Origin of the sequence: Actinomadura mexicana (assembly GCF_900188105.1) — a bacterium.
GTDB lineage: Bacteria > Actinomycetota > Actinomycetes > Streptosporangiales > Streptosporangiaceae > Spirillospora > Spirillospora mexicana.
The window spans coordinates 1-17,672 of the sequence record NZ_FZNP01000028.1 but is presented as its reverse complement, the minus strand read 5'-3'; the positions used below and the strand labels follow the sequence as shown (position 1 = coordinate 17,672).

General features: G+C 73.0%; 13 protein-coding genes and 1 riboswitch. Of the genes, 12 read left to right on the top strand and 1 reads right to left on the bottom strand.

What is annotated here, in order from left to right:
• The first annotated feature begins 64 nt into the window (after positions 1-64).
• The 12 genes from CHC11_RS38385 (at position 65) to CHC11_RS38325 (ending at position 15,735) form a co-directional block, all read left to right on the top strand.
• On the top strand, positions 65-940 hold the full coding sequence (locus CHC11_RS38385) for a hypothetical protein (RefSeq protein WP_143227462.1): 876 nt from the start codon (positions 65-67) through the stop codon (positions 938-940).
• 213 nt (positions 941-1,153) lie between these two features.
• Positions 1,154-3,019 (top strand): PP2C family protein-serine/threonine phosphatase, encoded by a 1,866-nt coding sequence (locus CHC11_RS38380; RefSeq protein WP_089316820.1) that lies wholly within the window; start codon positions 1,154-1,156, stop codon positions 3,017-3,019.
• Between the two features lie 468 nt (positions 3,020-3,487).
• A riboswitch (cyclic di-AMP (ydaO/yuaA leader) is annotated at positions 3,488-3,642 on the top strand.
• Between the two features lie 11 nt (positions 3,643-3,653).
• Positions 3,654-4,421, top strand: coding sequence for a CHAP domain-containing protein (locus CHC11_RS38375; RefSeq protein ID WP_089316819.1), 768 nt, complete (start codon positions 3,654-3,656; stop codon positions 4,419-4,421).
• Between the two features lie 204 nt (positions 4,422-4,625).
• On the top strand, positions 4,626-7,517 hold the full coding sequence (locus tag CHC11_RS38370; protein ID WP_089316818.1) for a bifunctional glycosyltransferase/CDP-glycerol:glycerophosphate glycerophosphotransferase: 2,892 nt from the start codon (positions 4,626-4,628) through the stop codon (positions 7,515-7,517).
• On the top strand, positions 7,501-8,763 hold the full coding sequence (locus CHC11_RS38365; RefSeq protein WP_089316817.1) for a glycosyltransferase: 1,263 nt from the start codon (positions 7,501-7,503) through the stop codon (positions 8,761-8,763). The genes CHC11_RS38370 and CHC11_RS38365 overlap by 17 nt, the downstream gene beginning before the upstream one ends.
• Positions 8,764-8,787: 24 nt before the next feature.
• Positions 8,788-10,026, top strand: a complete 1,239-nt coding sequence (locus tag CHC11_RS38360; RefSeq protein ID WP_089316816.1) for an acyl-CoA dehydrogenase family protein — start codon at positions 8,788-8,790, stop codon at positions 10,024-10,026.
• On the top strand, positions 10,023-10,802 hold the full coding sequence (locus CHC11_RS38355) for an SDR family oxidoreductase (RefSeq protein WP_089316815.1): 780 nt from the start codon (positions 10,023-10,025) through the stop codon (positions 10,800-10,802). Before CHC11_RS38360 ends, CHC11_RS38355 begins: the two co-directional genes overlap by 4 nt.
• A 98-nt stretch (positions 10,803-10,900) precedes the next feature.
• Entirely contained in the window at positions 10,901-11,518 is a 618-nt protein-coding gene (locus tag CHC11_RS38345; protein WP_089316814.1) for a TetR/AcrR family transcriptional regulator, read from the top strand.
• Between the two features lie 25 nt (positions 11,519-11,543).
• Positions 11,544-12,701, top strand: a complete 1,158-nt coding sequence (locus CHC11_RS38340) for an acetyl-CoA C-acetyltransferase (protein ID WP_089316813.1) — start codon at positions 11,544-11,546, stop codon at positions 12,699-12,701.
• Between the two features lie 29 nt (positions 12,702-12,730).
• The gene (locus tag CHC11_RS38335) at positions 12,731-13,897 is read left to right on the top strand and encodes an NADH:flavin oxidoreductase (protein WP_218826428.1); all 1,167 of its coding nucleotides are present in this window, start codon (positions 12,731-12,733) and stop codon (positions 13,895-13,897) included.
• A gap of 34 nt (positions 13,898-13,931) precedes the next feature.
• The gene (locus tag CHC11_RS38330) at positions 13,932-14,909 is read left to right on the top strand and encodes an SDR family NAD(P)-dependent oxidoreductase (protein ID WP_089316812.1); all 978 of its coding nucleotides are present in this window, start codon (positions 13,932-13,934) and stop codon (positions 14,907-14,909) included.
• A gap of 19 nt (positions 14,910-14,928) precedes the next feature.
• Positions 14,929-15,735, top strand: coding sequence for an HTD2 family dehydratase (locus tag CHC11_RS38325; RefSeq protein ID WP_089316811.1), 807 nt, complete (start codon positions 14,929-14,931; stop codon positions 15,733-15,735).
• On the opposite strand, the gene CHC11_RS38320 is transcribed toward CHC11_RS38325, so the two are convergent.
• Complete coding sequence (locus CHC11_RS38320; RefSeq protein WP_089316810.1) at positions 15,732-17,396, bottom strand: glycerol-3-phosphate dehydrogenase/oxidase; 1,665 nt, start codon at positions 17,394-17,396, stop codon at positions 15,732-15,734. The genes CHC11_RS38325 and CHC11_RS38320 overlap by 4 nt on opposite strands.
• Positions 17,397-17,672 lie beyond the last annotated feature (276 nt).

The following is a 17,672-nucleotide window of genomic DNA, read 5'->3' as shown; positions in this document are numbered from 1 at the left end:
AGCGCAGTCTGCGGGGTCGTGCGTACCGAGATACGGGGACGCGGATCTCTGGTAGGCAGGCCTGATGGTGCGTTTGCGGGCGGTGCTGGCCGGGGTCGTGGGCCTGGGGCTGGTGTGCGGGTGCGGGGACGGTGGAGGGGCTCGGTCGGTGAGCGGGAGTCCTGAGCCGACGGGGTCCGTGCCGCGGGTTTCGGAGGCGCCGTCCAAGGCGCCGGTCGTGCGGGTGCCGGCGGGGGTGCGGGCCTCGTACGAGGTGTTCGACCGGCGTTCGGGGCGGGTGGTGGTCGCGCGGGCGACGCGGCGGACGTTCCGGTCGGCCTCGGTGGTGAAGATCCTCATCGCGCTGGACTACATGGATCGGCATGAGGTGTCGGCGGCGGATCGCCGGCTGCTGGTGCCGATGCTGCGGTCGAGCGACGACGGGGCGGCCACGGAGTTCTGGCGGCGGGGCGGGCAGGGGCGGATCATCGAGCGGATGGTGCGCAAGGTCGGGTTGGAGGACACCGCGCCGCCGCCCGCTGAGAAGCCCGGGTTCTGGGGGTACACGGCGCTCAGTGCGGGGGATGTCGTGCGGATGTACCGGTATCTGCTGGACGAGGCTCCGGAGGGGCAGCGGGAGTTCGTGCTCGCGCAGTTGCGGCGGTCGACGCCCTGCGGGACGGACGGGTTCGACCAGACGTTCGGGATTCCGCGGGCGGTGAAGCGGCCGTGGGCCGTCAAGCAGGGGTGGTCCGGGTTCGGGGAGACGCCGGCGGAGCCGTGCAGCGTGCGGCCGGCGGCATGGCGGCCCGACCTGGGGCTGGGACGGCCCGTGCTGCACACGACGGGGGTCGTGGGGGACAAGATCGTGGTGGTGCTGACGCTGCATCCGGTGGGGACGTCGTTCCGGACGGCGGCGGCGCGGATCACCTCGCTGACGCGGCAGGTGGCGCGGGTGTGACGCGGGTCACAAGACGTGGAAGCGGTTCGTCTTGAGATGGTCACCGAAGCGGTCGAGTTGGGGCGCGAACGGAAAACCCGGGCAAAGATCAGGACTCTTTGCCCGGCGATGGGTGAATAGTCCCTCGCTGACGTATGTAGCTTCTTTCTCCCAGGGGCAGGTGACGCCGAACGGGGGACAGGGTTGGCGGAATCGGGGGGCACCCAGCCCGGGGTGCACGTTGCGGACGTGGAGGACCTGCGGGGAGCCGCGCACGACCGTGCGGTCCTCGCGGAGGCGCGGGTCGTGCTGGCCCGCCGTCTCGGCGTCCCGCCGGGCGAGGCCCTGCAGCACCTGATCTGGCTCGCGCGCGACCTGGACATCGAGATGGCCGAGGCGGCGTCGCTGCTGGTCAAGGATGGGGGCGGCGGGCCGGTGGGGGCCGTGGCGGCGGGGGCCTCCTCCGCGCCGCGCGCCGAGGAGGTCCCCGCGGAGCGCCAGATCGTCCTGTCGGAGGCCGAGGGTGTGCTGCGCCGCGTCACGGCCGAGGACACCGCGGGGGACGTGGAGGTCCTCGCGCGGGTGCCCGACGATCCGGCGGCGACGGCGGTGCTGGAGGGGGCGCTCGACTCCGCAGCCCATCTGGTTCCGGTGCGGGGGCCGGATGGCAACGTGGTCGACTTCCTGTTCGCCGAGCTCAACGGCGTCGCCAAGGACATGTTCGGGCGGGGCAGGGAGGAGCTGACCGGGCTGCGGCTCTTGCGGACGGACCCGGGGGCGGTGCTCAGCGGGCTGTTCGACGACTACGTCGGGGTTCTGGAGTCCGGGACGCGGTTGGACCGTTCCTCGATCCAGTACTCGACCGCTCAGCGCGGCCTGTCCCGCTCCTCGCGGATGAGCGTGCGGTGCGTGCGGGTGCCGACCGGCGTCTGCGTGACCTGGCGGTACCACCTGGCCGAGGACCGCATCGCGCGGCGGCTGGAGCGGGTCGAGCGGCTCGCCCTGATCGGGTTCGGGGAGTGGGACCTGGCGACCGGGGAGGCGGACTGGACGCCGCAGATGCTGGCCAACTACGGTCTCGCGCCCGACGAGGTGCCACCGATGCCGCACGACCTGCCGAAGGTCGTGGCCGACGACGACCTGCCGCTGGTCGAGGAGGCCGTCCAGACGATGTTCTCGCGCCGCGAACCGGTCGAGGCGGAGCACCGCGTGATCAGCCACGACGGGACGCCCCGGCACCTGTGGGTGTTCGCCGAGCCCGTGCTCGGCGAGTCCGGACTGCCCGTCTCGATCAACATCGTCTCGCAGGACATCACCAGGCGGCGCGGGGTGGAGCGCGCGCTGGCCGAGACCCGGCGGCAGATGCTGCGCCAGCAGGCGCGGACGGCGCAGGAGCGGCGCGTTGCGGTGACGCTGCGGCGGGCCATCCTGCCGGACGAGGACGAGGTGGAGCAGCTTCCTGGCCTGTGCACCTCGATCCGCAGCATGGCGGCGGAGAGCACGGCCCGCATCGGCGGCGACTGGTTCGCGACCCGCGCCCTGCAGGACGGGCGGGCGATGCTCGCCATCGGGGACGCGGCCGGGCACGGGCTGCCCGCGGCGGCGGCGATGGCGCGGACCCGGAACGGCCTGCTGGGCCTCGCCTGCACGGGGGAGCGGGCGGGACGGCTGGTCGGCTGGCTGAACGACCTGATCGGCGCCATGGACCCGCCCGCGACGGGCACCGCCATCGTCGCCCACTACGACCCGTCCCGGCACGTCCTGGAGTGGACGTGCGCGGGCCATCCGCCGCCGATCCTGGTCCGGGACGGCCGGGCGACTCCGCTGGAGGTGGTCCGCGACCCGATGCTCGGCGCCATGCCCGGCTGGGAGTACACGACGATCACCACCGGGCTCAACTCGGGCGACATGCTCTTCCTCTACACCGACGGCCTGGTGGAGCGCAGGGACGCGGATCTGGACGAGCGGATCGTCCGACTGACCCACATCCTGCAGGACTGCTCCACGCGTCCCGACCGGGTGCTGGACGAGGTGCTGGCGCACATGGAGCACGACCGGGCGGCGGACGACACCACGCTCTTCGCCATCCACGTGGAGTGACCGCGCGGCCCTCGCGGTGACGAACGGCACGCCTGACCAGCGAAGGATCGCCGGGTGTGACGTGCACCTCATTCGGAGGTGCGGCGGGGCGGCGGGCGCCTCGGGCCGGGAGCGCCGGCCGGCCTCATTTCGATCTTCTTTACCTTTTCCCGAAGGGCCGGTAAGTACGGCGGGCAAGGGGGTGAGGGGCACCTCGGCAAAGATCGGGAAGACGCGGTGCCGTCCCGGTGTTGAGAGTCCCTTGGAAGGGCCTTGAGCAGGCAAGACTTTACTTTATGCCTGGTTTGCTTTTCTTGAGAAGGTTGGTACCTTCGGTTCCGAATCACGCAACGCGTCCCATGCGTTGCCGCCGGCCGCACCATGCGCGGCCGAGGATCGCGGAGCGGAATCCGCACGCGATGCGCGCCAATCGACGCGCGCCCCCTCATCAAGATCTGTCAGCGAGACATCCGATACCGGCACCGCTCGCGCGGTGCGAGGCCGAGTCCGTCCGGTCAGTGCGACCGGAACGGAGCCGGGGACCCACGTTTCTGGGGTGAATCGGCGCGCCCGAGAGTCGCGCCGTAGGGCTCTTCCATGCCCGAATCCGTCAGCTAACCCGGTAGGCGCCATGGAAGACAAGGAGATTCCCTGCATGTCCGGTCTTTTCGATCGACTTTCGCTCAACCGCCTCACGCCCGAGGACAAGGCCGTCGGCGTCGCCGTAGGCGCGGTCCTGGCGGGCGCGGTCGGGCTCTCGGTGGTCAACCCCCTCGCCGGCGGCCGCGCGGTCGCCGACACCTCCGGCAACACGGCGGTGGTCGCCGAGCAGGGCACCGCCGCGCACGAGTCCTCCCGGGGCAAGACGGTGAAGGCCCGGAACGCCGCGGCCGAGGCGCGGCGGGAGGGCTTCAAGGTCCCCCCGCACGCCGTCAAGCCCGCTGAAGTGATCAAGCTGGCGCAGAAGCAGGTCGGCATCCACGAGGGCAAGGGCGGCGAGACCAAGTACCACAAGTGGTACGTCTCGACCCCGCAGGCGAAGGCCACCGCCAAGCGCGACGGCGGCTTCTCGGTCAAGGAGTACAACGGCGCCCAGTGGTGCAACATGTTCGTCTCCTGGCTCGGCGCCCAGACCGGCGTCAAGAACATGGGCTGGGACGCCTACACCGTCCAGCACGCCAGCTGGTTCAAGCAGACCGACCGCTGGGGCCACACCGCCAAGCCGGGCGCGGTGGTGTTCTACGACTGGCAGGACGGCTCGAAGGCCGACATCGGCGACATCGACCACGTCGGCATCGTCGTCAAGGACAACGGTGACGGCAGCATCACCACCATCGAGGGCAACACCGACAACGCGGTGCAGAAGAAGGTCCGCGACAAGTCGCAGGTCGTCGGCTACGGCTACCCCGACTACGCCCGCTGACGCGGCGCCGTCCGAGAAGGCGCACGCTCCGCGAAGGCGCCCGGCCTCCCGCCGGGCGCCTTCTGGCGTTCCGGGTGTTGTGCCCAATGCCTCCGCGGACGGTGGGTAATGCTAAGCGTTGACAGCCTTTGATCCCTCTTGGACCTCAGTGCGGAGTTCCTGGAAAGGAATCCAGCACGCCGGAGTCTGCGGAGGGGGATGCCCATGGCGGTGCGCCCGGATGTCAGCGTGGTGGTGATCGCCTACAACGACGCGCGGAGGCTTCCGCGGGCGGTGGCCTCGACGCTGGCGCAGTCGCTGGGCGGCGTCGAGACGCTGATCGTCGACGACGCGAGCACCGACGGCACGGGCGAGGCCGCCGACCGGCTCGCCGCGGCCCATCCCGGACGGGTCCGGGCCGTCCATCTGCCGTCCAACTCCGGCGGGTGCGGCCGCCCCCGCAACACCGGGATCGAGGCGTCCACCGGCCGGTACGTGATGTTCCTCGACAGCGACGACCTGCTGGACCGGCACGCCTGCCTGAACCTCCTCGCCGCCGGCGAGGACACCGGCGCCGACATGGTCTCGGGGCTCTGCGACCGGATCTTCCTCGACCTGCCCGAGGGCGCCAAGGGGCGGATCCGCCCCTGGTATCCGTGGCTCTACCGGCACAGCGTCGTCTACGAGTCGCTGAGCGAGAACCCGGATCTCCTCTACGACACCCTCTCGACCAACAAGGCGTACCGGCGCGGCTTCCTGGAGGAGCACGGGCTGCGGTTCGTCGAGCGGCTGCACTACGAGGACCTCCTGTTCACCGCCGAGGCCTACCTGGAGGCGGGACGGACCGCCCTCATCCCGCACCGCGTCTACAACTGGCTGGTCAAGGAGCGGACGCCGGCGCCGTCGATCTCCAACCGGCGCGCCGAGCTGGCCAACTTCGCCGACCGGCTGGAGATCCACCGCCGCATCGACATGCTCTTCGCGCTGCGCGGCGCCTACGACCTGCAGCGGGCCAAGGACGTCAAGTTCGTCAACCACGACCTGGTGCTGTACCTGCGCGAGCTGCGCGACCGCGACCCCGCCCTCCAGGCGCGCTTCCTCGACCTGGCCGCCGCCTACCTGGCCGAGCTGGACCCGCGGGTCTTCGAGCAGGCCAACCCGCTGCCCGCGATCGCCGCGCACCTGATCCGCGAGGGCGACCACGCGGGGGCGCTCGCCGCCGCCGAGTACGACCCCGTGAAGCGTCCCGAGCTGCGCGCCCGCCTCGTGGAGCGGGACGGGCGCGTCTACTGGGGGGCCGGGCGCCCGCGCGGCACGCTCGGCCGCCGCGTCCTGGACGTCACGGCCTTCGGCTTCCACGTGCGGCCCCTCCGGGAGCTGCGCCCGGCGAACACCGTCACGCGGCTGGAGACGCGCGGCGACCGCGTGCTCATGGCCGGATACGTGCTGAACCCGCTGGGGCGGATCCCGCGGGATGCAGGGCTGGCCGGGACGCTGGAGTTCCGCGACCGGCGCCGCCGCTCGGGAAGGGGGCGGGTCCGCGCATCCGTCCGGCACGAGGGCGACCGGCTCACCTGGCTGGCCGAGTTCGGCCCCGCCCAGAGGATCCGCCCTTTCGGGTTCGTCGACCCCGTCTGGGACGTGCGGCTGCGCATCCGGGTGGACGGCGAGGAGGTGGTCACCCGGCTCGGTGAGGGCCGCGGTTCGCCGCCGCTCGGCGGCGTCGCGCTGCCCGTCCGGCCGCGGCTGACGCGGTTCGCGGGGGACCGGCTCCGCTCGTACGTCACCGAGGGAGGGCACCTGGCGTTCGCCCTGGAGACGGGGAGCCCGTGGGCGCGGCTCACCCGCGCCGTCGCGCGCCGCGCCGCCCTGTCCCGGCCGGTACGGCTGGCCCGGCGGCGGGTCCGGGGGCTGCACAGTTCGGTGCGCCGGACGCTGACCGGCCGGAACACCAAGATCGTCGTGTTCAACCGGGTGCTGAGCCGGCTGCCCGTCCGGACCGGCCTGGCGGTCTTCGAGAGCCAGCTCGGCCGCCACTACTCCGACAACCCGAAGTACATCTACCGGGAGCTGCGCAGGTCCGGCCGCCCGGTGACGGCGGTGTGGTCGTACGCGTCGTCCCCCGCGGGGTTCCCGGACGACGCCCGGCTCGTCAAGCGCGGATCATGGGCGTACTACCTGGCGCTCGCGCGGGCGCAGTTCTGGATCGACAACCAGGGCTTCCCGGACCGGCTGCGCAAGCGTCCCGAGACCACCTACATCCAGACCTGGCACGGGTCGGCGTTCAAGCTGATGGGGCTGGACCAGCCGCGGTTGAAGTCGGGCCCCGCCGGCGACCAGGCGCGGCTGCGGCGGATGGTGGCGCGCTTCGACTGCTTCCTGGTGCGCTCCGGGCACGACACCGAGACGCTCTGCAGCGGCCTCGGCGTCCGCTCCGAGCTGCTCCCGGTGGGATACCCCCGCAACGACCCCCTGGTCAACGGGGTGGCCGGCGATCCGGAGCTGGCCGCCGAGGTCGCTTCCCTGCGCGACGCGCTCGGCCTGGACGACGGGCGCCGCGCCGTCCTGTACGCGCCCACGTACGTCACCGGGCCGAAGGGGCGCCCCGTCCGGCTCCTGGACGCGCCCGTGGATCCGGCGGTCTTCGCGCAGGAGCTGGGGGAGGAGTACGTCCTGCTCGTCCGGCCCCACTACCTGTGCCGGGCGAACGTGCCGCCGGGCGCCCGCGCGGTCATGCGGGACGTCGGCGCGGTGCCCGACGTGACGCCGCTCCTGCTGCTGGCGGACGCGCTCGTCACCGACCACTCCTCGATCATGTTCGACTTCGCCCTGCTCGACCGGCCGATCGTGCTGCACCTCCCGGACGGCAGGGACCGCGCCACCGGCTACTTCGACCTGGAGCGGCACGCCCCCGGGCCGATCACCCGCACCGAGGACGAGCTCGTCGCCGCGCTCGCCGGCCTGGACGGGGCCGAGGCCGAGCACGCCGGGCGGCGCCGCGCGTTCGCCGCGCGCTTCGGCGAGCACGACCGCGGCACCGCCGCGAGGACGGTGGCGGAGCGCTACTTCCCGGCCGCGCCGAGCAGGAGGGGGAAACGCCATGGCCGCGCCGCGTGACGTCTTCATCGTGTGCAACAACGCCGACGACATGGGCGGCCTCCAGCGGTGGGCGCACCACATGGCGCGGCTGCTGGCCGGGCGCGGCGACCGCGTCACCCTCGTCGGCATCACACGGGGCCTGGAGCCGTACCACCACGGCCGCGACGGCTCCTACGCCGTCGAGGTGCTGCACGGCGAGTGGCGGGCGCCCGCCCTCGCGTGGCGGCCGAGGAAGGCGCTGCAGCGGCTCGATCCGGCCGCGCGGGCCCGCGACCTGTGGCGGAGCGCCGCCCAGCGGCGCGGCGCGGCTCGCCTGTCGGAGCTGTTCGCCGCCGCGAGGCCGGGGGCGGTCGTCATCGTGGCGCAGGTGTGGGCGATGGAGTGGGTGCGGCTCGCCGACACCTGCGGGCTGCGCGTCGTGGGCATGAGCCACGAGTCCTACCAGGCGACCCGCGGGTCGTCGCGGTACCGGCGGGTCAAGGAGCACTACGCCCGAGCCGACCGGATGCTCGTGCTCACCGCCGAGGACGCCGACGCCTGGGCCAGGGACGGCATGACCAACGTCGACCACATCCCGAACGCGCTGCACATCACGCCGAGCGTGCATCCCACGCTCGACCTGCCCGTCGTCGCCTGCGTCGGACGCCTGGCCTACGAGAAGGGCGTGGACCTGCTGCTGGAGGCGTGGGAGCGCGTCGCCGGACGGCATCCGGGGTGGCGGCTGCACGTCTACGGCAGCGGCCCGGACGAGGCGGACCTGTGGGCGAGGGCGGACGCCGCCGGGCTGTCCGGCTCCGTGGAGTTCCGGGGCGTGGTGTCCGACGTCGAGGAGGCGCTCGTCGAGGCGTCGGTGTTCGCGCTGCCCTCGCGGGCCGAGGGCTTTCCGATGGCGGTGCTGGAGGCCATGGCGTACGGGCTGCCCACCGTGGCGTTCGACTGCGCGCCGGGCGTCCGGGCCCTGATCGAGGACGGGCGGGACGGCCTGCTGGCAGCACCGGGCGACGTCACCGCGTTCGCCGCCGCGCTCGGCCGGCTCATCGAGGACCCGGAGCTGCGCCGCGCGCTCGGGGCCGGGGCCCGCGCGTCCGTGCCGCGGTTCCGCCCGGACGCGGTCCTCGCCCGGTGGGACCGGCTGTTCGACCTGCTCCACCGTGAGCTCGCGGCCGCCGCACCGGCTCCCGCGCCGGACCGGGCCGCGCCCCCGGTCCCGGGCCGGGTCGCGGCACAGGAGGCCGAACCCGCCCTGGGGGGTGATTCTTTCTAACAACTGTTTGGTAGAGTTCGCGTCGTGAAGCAGAACGAGTCCCCCGCGGACCGGGCCTTCCGCGCCGAGGTCCGCGACTGGCTCCAGGGCAACCTGTCGGGTGAGTTCGCGCACGCCCGCGGGCTCGGCGGCCCCGGCCGCGAGCACGAGGCGTTCGAGGAGCGGCTGGCCTGGGAGCGGCACATGGCCGCCGCCGGCTGGACGTGCGTCGGCTGGCCCCGCGAGCACGGCGGCCGCGGCGCCACCGTCGAGCAGCAGGTGATCTTCCACGAGGAGTACGCGCTCGCGGGCGGGCCCGCCCGGGTCAACCACATCGGCGAGAACCTGCTCGGGCCCACGATCATCGCGTTCGGCACCGACGAGCAGCGCGCCCGCTTCCTGCCGCCGATCGTGGCGGCCCGGGAGCTGTGGTGCCAGGGCTACTCCGAGCCGAACGCGGGCTCCGACCTGGCCAACGTGCAGACCCGCGCCGAACTCGCCGGAGACCACTGGCTGGTCGACGGGCAGAAGGTGTGGACGTCGCTGGCCCTCGAAGCCGACTGGTGCTTCGCCGTGTGCCGCACCGAACCGGGGTCGTCCCGCCACAAGGGCCTGTCGTACCTGCTGGTCCCGATGCGGCAGGACGGCGTGGACATCCGGCCGATCGTCCAGCTCACCGGCACCTCCGAGTTCAACGAGGTGTTCTTCGACGGCGCCCGCACCGACGCCGGCAACATCGTCGGGGCGCCCGGCGAGGGCTGGAGGATCGCGATGGCGACGCTCGGGTTCGAGCGCGGCGTCGCGACGCTCGGCCAGCAGGTGGGGTTCCGGCGCGAGTTCGAGGGCGTCGCCGACCTCGCCCGGCGCACCGGCGCCATCGACGACCCCCTCGTGCGCGACCGGCTGACCCGGTCCTACATGGGCCTGGAGATCATGCGGCTGAACGCGGTGCGCACCATGGCGGGCGTCGCGGCGGGCGCGCCCGGCCCCGAGTCGTCCATCTCCAAGCTCGTCTGGGGCACCTGGCACCGCGAGCTCGGCGAACTGGCCATGGACGTCCTCGGCGCCGCCGGCCTCATCGCCGACGGGGCGCCGGGAGCGGGCCCGGACGGCGGGTCCGCGAAGGCGCAGCCCTACGACCTGAACGACTGGCAGCGGCTGTTCCTGTTCTCCCGCTCCGACACCATCTACGCCGGATCCAACGAGATTCAGCGCAACATCATCGCCGAGCGCGTGCTCGGCCTGCCCCGTGAACCGGCCGCCGACAGGAAGGCACGCGGATGACCCCGCCCCCCTACGTCCCCGGGCACGGACTGCTCGCCGACCGCGCCGTCGTGATCACCGCGGCCGCCGGAGCAGGGATCGGCGGCGCCACCGCCCGCCGCTGCCTGGAGGAGGGCGCCCGCGTCCTGGTCTCCGACGCGCACGAGCGGCGGCTCGCCGCGACGGCGGCGGAGCTGGAGACGGACTTCGGCGCCGACCGGGTCGCCTCGCTGCCCTGCGACGTCACCTCCGAGGAGCAGGTGCAGGCCCTCTACGGCCGGGCCGTGGAGCGGTTCGGGCGCATCGACGTCGCGGTCAACAACGCCGGCCTCGGCGGGACCTCGGACCTCGTCGACATGACCGACGAGCAGTGGGGCCGCGTCCTCGACATCACCCTCACCGGCACGATGCGCTGCACCCGCGCCGCCCTGCGCCTCATGCGGGACCAGGGCTCCGGCGTCGTCGTCAACAACGCCTCGGTGATCGGCTGGCGGGCCCAGAGGGGCCAGTCGCACTACGCCGCCGCCAAGGCCGGGGTCATGGCGCTCACCCGCTGCTCCGCGCTCGAGGCCGCCGACTTCGGCGTCCGGGTCAACGCCGTCTCCCCGTCCCTGGCCATGCACCCGCACCTGGTCAAGGTGACGTCCGAGGAGCTGCTGGAGGAGCTGACGCGCCGGGAGGCGTTCGGCCGCTACGCCGAGCCGTGGGAGGTGGCCAACGTTATCGTCTTCCTGGCCAGCGACTACTCGTCGTACATGACGGGCGAGGTCGTCTCCGTCTCCTCCCAGCACGCATAGGGACACCAGGTACAGAAGGAACACCAGGCACATGCGGAACACCAGGCACATGAGAAACACCAGGCACATGAGGAACACCGGTACGTGAGGAACAGCGCATGAGTCCACGACGGCGCGACGCCGAGGGCACCGCCGCCGCCCGCGCGGGGCGGCGGGCCGAGCTGCTCGCCACGGCCGCCGAGGTGTTCGCCTCGCAGGGCTACTCCGCCACCACCGTCCGGAAGGTGGCCGACGCCGCCGGGATCCTCGGCGGCAGCCTCTACTACCACTTCGACTCCAAGGAGTCGATGGCCGACGAGATCCTGTCGACCTTCCTGGACGACATGTGGACCGCCTACGACCGCGTCCTGGACGCCGGGCTCAGCGCGCGCGACACCCTGGAGGCCGTCGTCGTCGAGTCGTTCCGCTCGATCGACAGGCACCGTCCCGCCGTCGTCCTCTACCAGAACGAGTCCAAGCACCTCGCGACCAGCGAGCGGTTCCACTACCTCCTGGACTCCCAGCGGCGGTTCGAGGAGATGTGGCTGTCCCTGCTGGACCGCGGCGTCAAGGAGGGCGCCTTCCGCGCCGACCTCGACCGGACCCTCATCTACCGCTTCATCCGCGACACCGTCTGGGTCGCGGCCAACTGGTACCAGCACGGCGGACGGCTGTCCGCCGACGACATCGCCAAGCAGTACCTCGCCATGTTCCTCGAGGGGATCCGGGCGAGCTAGGCCCCCGTACGAAGGAGACACCCCCATGGCCGAGGCCTACATCGTCGACGCGGTACGCGCCCCGGTCGGGCGCCGCAACGGCGGGCTCGCCGGAGTGCACCCCGCCGACCTCGGCGCGCACGTGCTGACCGCCCTCATGGACCGGACGAAGATCGACCCGGCCGCCGTCGAGGACGTCGTCTTCGGCTGCGTCGACACGCTCGGCCCGCAGGCCGGCGACATCGCCCGCACCTGCTGGCTGGCCGCCGGGCTCCCCGAGGAGGTCCCCGGCGTCACGGTCGACCGGCAGTGCGGGTCCTCCCAGCAGGCCGTGCACTTCGCGGCGCAGGCCGTCCTGTCCGGGACGTCGGACCTGGTCGTCGCGGGCGGCGTGCAGAACATGTCGCAGATCCCGATCGCCTCGGCGATGACCGCCGCGGCCCCGCTCGGCTTCACCGAGGGCCCCTTCGCGGGCTCGAAGGGCTGGACGCGCCGCTACGGCGACGCCGAGGTGTCGCAGTTCAACGGCGCCGAGATGATCGCCCGCGACTGGGACATCTCCCGCGAGGAGATGGAGGCGTTCGCCTACGAGTCGCACCAGCGCGCCGTCCGCGCGATCGACGAGGGCCGTTTCGAGCGCGAGACCGTCCCCTGCGAGGGCGTCACCGCCGACGAGGGCCCGCGCCGCGACACCACCCTGGAGAAGATGGCGGGCCTGAAGACCCTCGTGGAGGGCGGCCGCCTCACCGCGGCCGTCTCGTCGCAGATCTCCGACGGCGCCGCCGCGCTGCTCATCGCCTCCGAGCAGGCCGTCAAGGACCACGGACTCACCCCGCGCGCCCGCGTCCACCACCTCTCCGCGCGCGGAGAGGACCCCATCCGGATGCTGTCGGCGCCCATCCCCGCCACCGCGCACGCGCTGAAGAAGACGGGGATGACGATCGGCGACATCGACGCCGTCGAGATCAACGAGGCGTTCGCGTCCGTCGTCCTCGCCTGGCTCAAGGAGACCGGCGCCGACCCGGCGACGACCAACCCCAACGGCGGCGCCATCGCCCTCGGCCACCCCCTCGGCGCCACCGGCGCCCGCCTGATGACCACCCTGCTGCACGAGCTCGACCGCACCGGCGGCCGCTACGGGCTCCAGACCATGTGCGAAGGCGGTGGCCAGGCCAACGTCACCATCATCGAGCGGTTGGGCTAGCCGAGAGGCGGGGAGGCGGGAGGCGGATCGTGGAGGTCTTCGAACCGGCGCGGCTCGGGCCGCTGACGCTGCGGAACCGCGTGATCAAGGCGGCCACGTCCGAGGGGATGACGCCCGACGCGCTGGTGACCGACGAACTGATCGAGTACCACCGGCGCCCGGCCGCCGGGGGAGTGGGCATGACCACCGTCGCCTACTGCGCGGTCGCGCCCGAGGGGCGGACCGAGCGGCGGCAGATCTGGATGCGGCCGGACGCCGTCCCCGGGCTGCGGCGCCTCACCGACGCCGTGCACGCGGAGGGCGCCGCCGCGTCCGCGCAGCTCGGGCATGCCGGCCCGGTCGCCGACGCCAGTTCCAACAGGGTGCCCGCCGTCTCGGCCGGGCGGTTCTTCAACCCGCTCGGCATGGCCTTCACCAAGGTGGCCAAGGCGGAGGACATCGAGCGCATCACCCGCGCCCACGCCGAGGCGGCCCGGCTCGCGGTCGAGTCGGGCTTCGACGCCGTCGAGATCCACCTCGGGCACAACTACCTGGCCAGCTCGTTCCTCAGCCCCCGCCTCAACCGCCGCAAGGACGGCTACGGCGGGCCGATCGAGAACCGGGCCAAGGTCGCGCTCGGCATCGCCCGCGCCGTCCGGGACGAGGTCGGCGACCGCATCGCGATCACGGCCAAGCTCAACATGCGCGACGGCGTGCGCGGCGGCCTGGAGATCGACGACAGCCTCCACGTCGCCCGCGGGCTCCAGGAGGAGGGCACCGTCGACGCGCTGGAGCTGACCGCCGGCAGTTCGCTGCTCAATCCGATGTACCTGTTCCGCGGGGAGATGCCCATCCCCGAGTTCGCGGCCAGCTACAAGCTGCCCATGCGGGTCGGCCTGCGGATGTTCGGCAAGCGGTTCCTGCGCGTCTACCCCTACCAGGACGCCTACCTGCTGGAGCACGCCCGCAGGTTCCGCGCCGAGCTCGACCTGCCCCTGATCCTTCTGGGCGGCATCACCGACCGCGCGACCATGGACACGGCGATGGCGGAGGGCTTCGAGTTCGTCGCCATGGCCCGCGCCCTCCTCCGCGAACCCGACCTCGTGAACCGGATCGCCGCCGACCCGTCCACCCCGTCCCTGTGCATCCACTGCAACCGCTGCGTCCCGACGGTCTACCGGGGCACCCACTGCCCGCTCGTCCCGGAACCGGATTGACCTGGAGCGCGCTCCAGCTCGTAACGTTCGGTGCATGACCACTCCACAGCACACGATCGGTTCGGGTTTCGGCTTCGGGAGCACGGCCGGGGACGTTCTCAAGGGCATCGACCTCTCGGGAAAGCTCGCCCTCGTCACCGGCGGCTACTCGGGGCTCGGGCTGGAGACGACGCGGGCTCTGGCGGGCGCGGGGGCGCAGGTGGTGGTCCCCGCGCGGCGGCCGGATGCGGCGAAGGAGGCCGTCGGCGGCATCGACGGGGTGGAGGTCGGCGAACTGGACCTGGCGGACCTGGAGAGCGTGCGCGGGTTCGCGGAGCGGTTCCTCGCATCCGGGCGCGGCGTCGACGTCCTCATCAACAACGCGGCGGTCATGGCCTGCCCGGAGACGCGCGTCGGGCCCGGCTGGGAGGCGCAGTTCGCCACCAACCACCTCGGCCATTTCGCGCTGGTGAACCGCCTGTGGCCCGCCGTCAGGCCGGGAGCCCGGGTCGTCGCGGTGTCGTCGCGCGGGCACCACTTCTCCCCGATCCGGTGGGACGACGTGCAGTTCGAGCGCGGCTACGACAAATGGGAGGCGTACGGGCAGGCGAAGACGGCCAACGTGCTGTTCGCCGTCCACCTGGACGCGCTCGCCAAGGACGAGGTGCGGGCCTTCTCGCTCCATCCGGGGAGCATCCTGACGCCCCTCCAGCGCCACATCCCCCTGGAGGAGAAGGTGGCGAACGGCTGGATCGACGAGGACGGGAACGAGATCGGCCAGGGGTTCAAGACGCCGGCACAGGGCGCGGCGACGGCGGTGTGGGCGGCCACGTCCCCGCGGTTGGCCGGCATGGGCGGCGTGTACTGCGAGGACTGCGACATCGCCGAACAGGTCCCGGACGGCGCGCCGGAGCGGCGCGGCCGGACCGACGCGCCCTCCAGCGGGGTGCGCTCCTACGCGACCGACCCGGGGCAGGCCCGGCGGCTGTGGGAGCTGTCGGCGGAGCTGACCGGGGTGAACGCGTTCGGGTAGCGCCTGCGACGATGGGGCCGTGATCGACATCGCGGGGTGGACCCCGGAACCGCAGGAGGCGACCGAGGTCGTCGGCGCCGGGCCGTCGGCCATGCTGGCCGGGATGCTCGACGTCGAGCCGCCGGGGGAGGACCTGCCGCCCCTCTGGCACTGGCTGCACTTCCTGGAACGGCCCGCACAGCGTGACCTGGGGCCGGACGGGCATCCGCGCGAGGGACGGTTCCTCCCGCCGCTTCCCGATCGGCGCCGCATGTTCGCCGGCGGGCGGTTCCGGATCCACGAGCCCCTGCGCGTCGGGGACGCCGTCACGCGCCGGACGGAGCTCGCCTCCACCGCGGTGAAGCAGGGGCGCAGCGGGGAGATGCTGTTCGTGACCGTCCGGCACACCTTCGTGCGGGACGGCGCCGAGATCGCGGTCGAGGAGCAGGATCTCGTCTACCGCAGCGGCGACACGGCGTCCCGCCTGGAGCGGGTGGCGTTCGAGGCGCCGGTGGTGGACGCGCCGTGGACGCTGAGGACGGCCGCCGACCCGGTCTTGTTGTTCCGGTTCAGCGCCCTCACCTACAACGCCCATCGCATCCACTACGACGAGGCGTACGCGACCGGGGCTGAGGGGCACGCCGGGCTCGTCGTCCACGGGCCGCTGCTCGCGATCCTCTGCCTGGAGCTGCCGCGCCGGGCGGGCCTGAAGGTGCGCGAACTGTCGTTCCGCGCCCGCAGACCTGTCTACGCGCGGCAGCCGTTCGTGGCGGCCGGGTCCCCGGACGGCACCCTCTCGATCCACGTCCCGGGCGACGCCACGGCGATGACCGCGACCTTCGCCTAGGCGGCGGTGACGGGCGCCTCCTGCACGGCAGGGCCGCCGCGGCGCTCCGCCGCGACCAGCGAGACGTACCGCTTGACCTCGCCGCTGATCCGCTCGTCGTCCCAGCCGAGCCAGGGCGCGACGAGTCCGGCCACGCGGGACGCCGCGGCCACGCCGCCGTCCCACTCCTCGATCGAGACGCGCAGCCGCCGCGACAGGACGTCCTCCAGGTGGAGCGCGCCCTCGTGCGTCACCGCGTAGACGGCCTCGGCGCACAGGTAGTCCTCGGCGCCGGGGACGGCGGCGCCGAGCGCCGGGTCGTCCGCGACCATGGCCAGCACCTCCCGGGCGCACGATCCGTACCGGTGCAGCAGGTGCTCGATCCGCGCGACGTGCAGGCCCGACTCGGCGGCGAGCCGGCGCCGCTCGTTCCACAGCACCTCGTACCCGGTGGCGCCGAGGATCGGCAGCCGGCCGGTGACCGACGCGGGGACGGAGTCGTCGAGGCCCTCGGCGACCACGTCGACCGCGTCCCGCGCCATGACGCGGTAGGTGGTGAACTTACCGCCGGTCACGACGACGAGGCCGGGCACCGGCTCGGCGACGGCGTGCTCGCGCGACAGCCGCGTGGTGTCGTCCACCTCGCCGGACAGCAGCGGCCGCAGCCCCGCGTAGACGCCCTCGATGTCGTCGTGCGTGAGCGGCGTGCGCAGGACGGCGTTCGCCTGGTCGAGGAGGTAGCCGATGTCGGTGTGGTCGGCGACGGGCTCGTCGGGGCCGCCGGCGTGCGGGGTGTCGGTGGTGCCGACGAGCCAGTGCCGCCCCCACGGGATGATGAACAGGACGCTCCTGGAGGTCCGCGTGATCAGCCCGGTGCCCATCGGGATCCGGTCGCGCGGCACGACCAGGTGGACGCCCTTGGACGCCCGCACGCCGAACGCGGCCCGCGACCCGGTCATCGCCTGCGCGCCGTCCGTCCACACTCCGGTCGCGCACACCACGCGCCGGGCCCGTACGGCGATCTCCCGGTCGCCCTCCAGGTCGAGGACGCGGACGCCGGTCACCCGCTCGCCCTCGCGCAGGAATCCCGTCGCCTCGGCGCGGGTGGCCACCCTCGCGCCGTACTGCGCGGCGGTGCGGGCGACCATCATCGTGTAGCGGGCGTCGTCGACCTGCGCGTCGTAGTACTGGACGGCGCCGACCAGCGCGTCCGACCGCAGGGCGGGGGCCTCCCGCAGCGCGGCCCGCCGCGTGAGCTGGCGGTGCCGGGGCAGCGACCGCGCGCCGCCCATCGTGTCGTACAGGGTCACGCCCGCGCTGACGTACGCCCGCTCCCAGACCCGGTTGCGCAGCGGGTAGAGGAACCGGACGGGGCGCACCAGGTGCGGAGCGAGCCGCTGAAGCAGCAGGCCGCGCTCCCGCAGCGCCTCCCTGACCAGCCCGAAGTCGCGCTGTTCGAGGTAGCGCAGCCCGCCGTGGATCAGCTTGCTGGACCGGCTGGACGTGCCGGCCGCCCAGTCCCGCGCCTCCACGAGGGCGACGGACAGGCCCCGCGAGATCGCGTCGAGCGCCGCGCCGGCGCCGACGATGCCGCCGCCGACGACCACGACGTCGAACTCGGTCTCCGCCAGGTCCCGCAGAGTGTCCTCGCGGTACTGGGGGCCGAGGGCTACAGATGTCACCGCATGCTCCCGAGGAGAGGTCGGATCCAGTGTCGTGCGGCCGGGTTGCGGCGAGCCGTCGCCCGGAGGTCCTCCGGGCCGACAACCCGCCGCACCCCGGCGAAGAGAGGGCGCGCCCAGTCCCCGCGGAGGGACCGAGCTCCCTACCTAGTCACCCAGGTCGACCCAGTCGAGGGTCCTGTCGACTGCCTTTTTCCAGCCTGCGTAGCCTTGTTGGCGTTGGTCGTTGTTCCAGGTGGGTTGCCAGCGTTTGTCTTCGTTCCAGTTCTGGCGGAG

Excerpts from the sequence above, each read along its gene's own strand:
- CHC11_RS38330 (WP_089316812.1), top strand. The coding sequence starts at position 13,932 with ATGACCACTCCACAGCACACGATCGGTTCGGGTTTCGGCTTCGGGAGC.
- CHC11_RS38375 (WP_089316819.1), top strand. The coding sequence starts at position 3,654 with ATGTCCGGTCTTTTCGATCGACTTTCGCTCAACCGCCTCACGCCCGAG.
- CHC11_RS38345 (WP_089316814.1), top strand. The coding sequence starts at position 10,901 with ATGAGTCCACGACGGCGCGACGCCGAGGGCACCGCCGCCGCCCGCGCG.
- CHC11_RS38340 (WP_089316813.1), top strand. The coding sequence starts at position 11,544 with ATGGCCGAGGCCTACATCGTCGACGCGGTACGCGCCCCGGTCGGGCGC.
- CHC11_RS38355 (WP_089316815.1), top strand. The coding sequence starts at position 10,023 with ATGACCCCGCCCCCCTACGTCCCCGGGCACGGACTGCTCGCCGACCGC.
- CHC11_RS38385 (WP_143227462.1), top strand. The coding sequence starts at position 65 with ATGGTGCGTTTGCGGGCGGTGCTGGCCGGGGTCGTGGGCCTGGGGCTG.
- CHC11_RS38370 (WP_089316818.1), top strand. The coding sequence starts at position 4,626 with ATGGCGGTGCGCCCGGATGTCAGCGTGGTGGTGATCGCCTACAACGAC.
- CHC11_RS38365 (WP_089316817.1), top strand. The coding sequence starts at position 7,501 with ATGGCCGCGCCGCGTGACGTCTTCATCGTGTGCAACAACGCCGACGAC.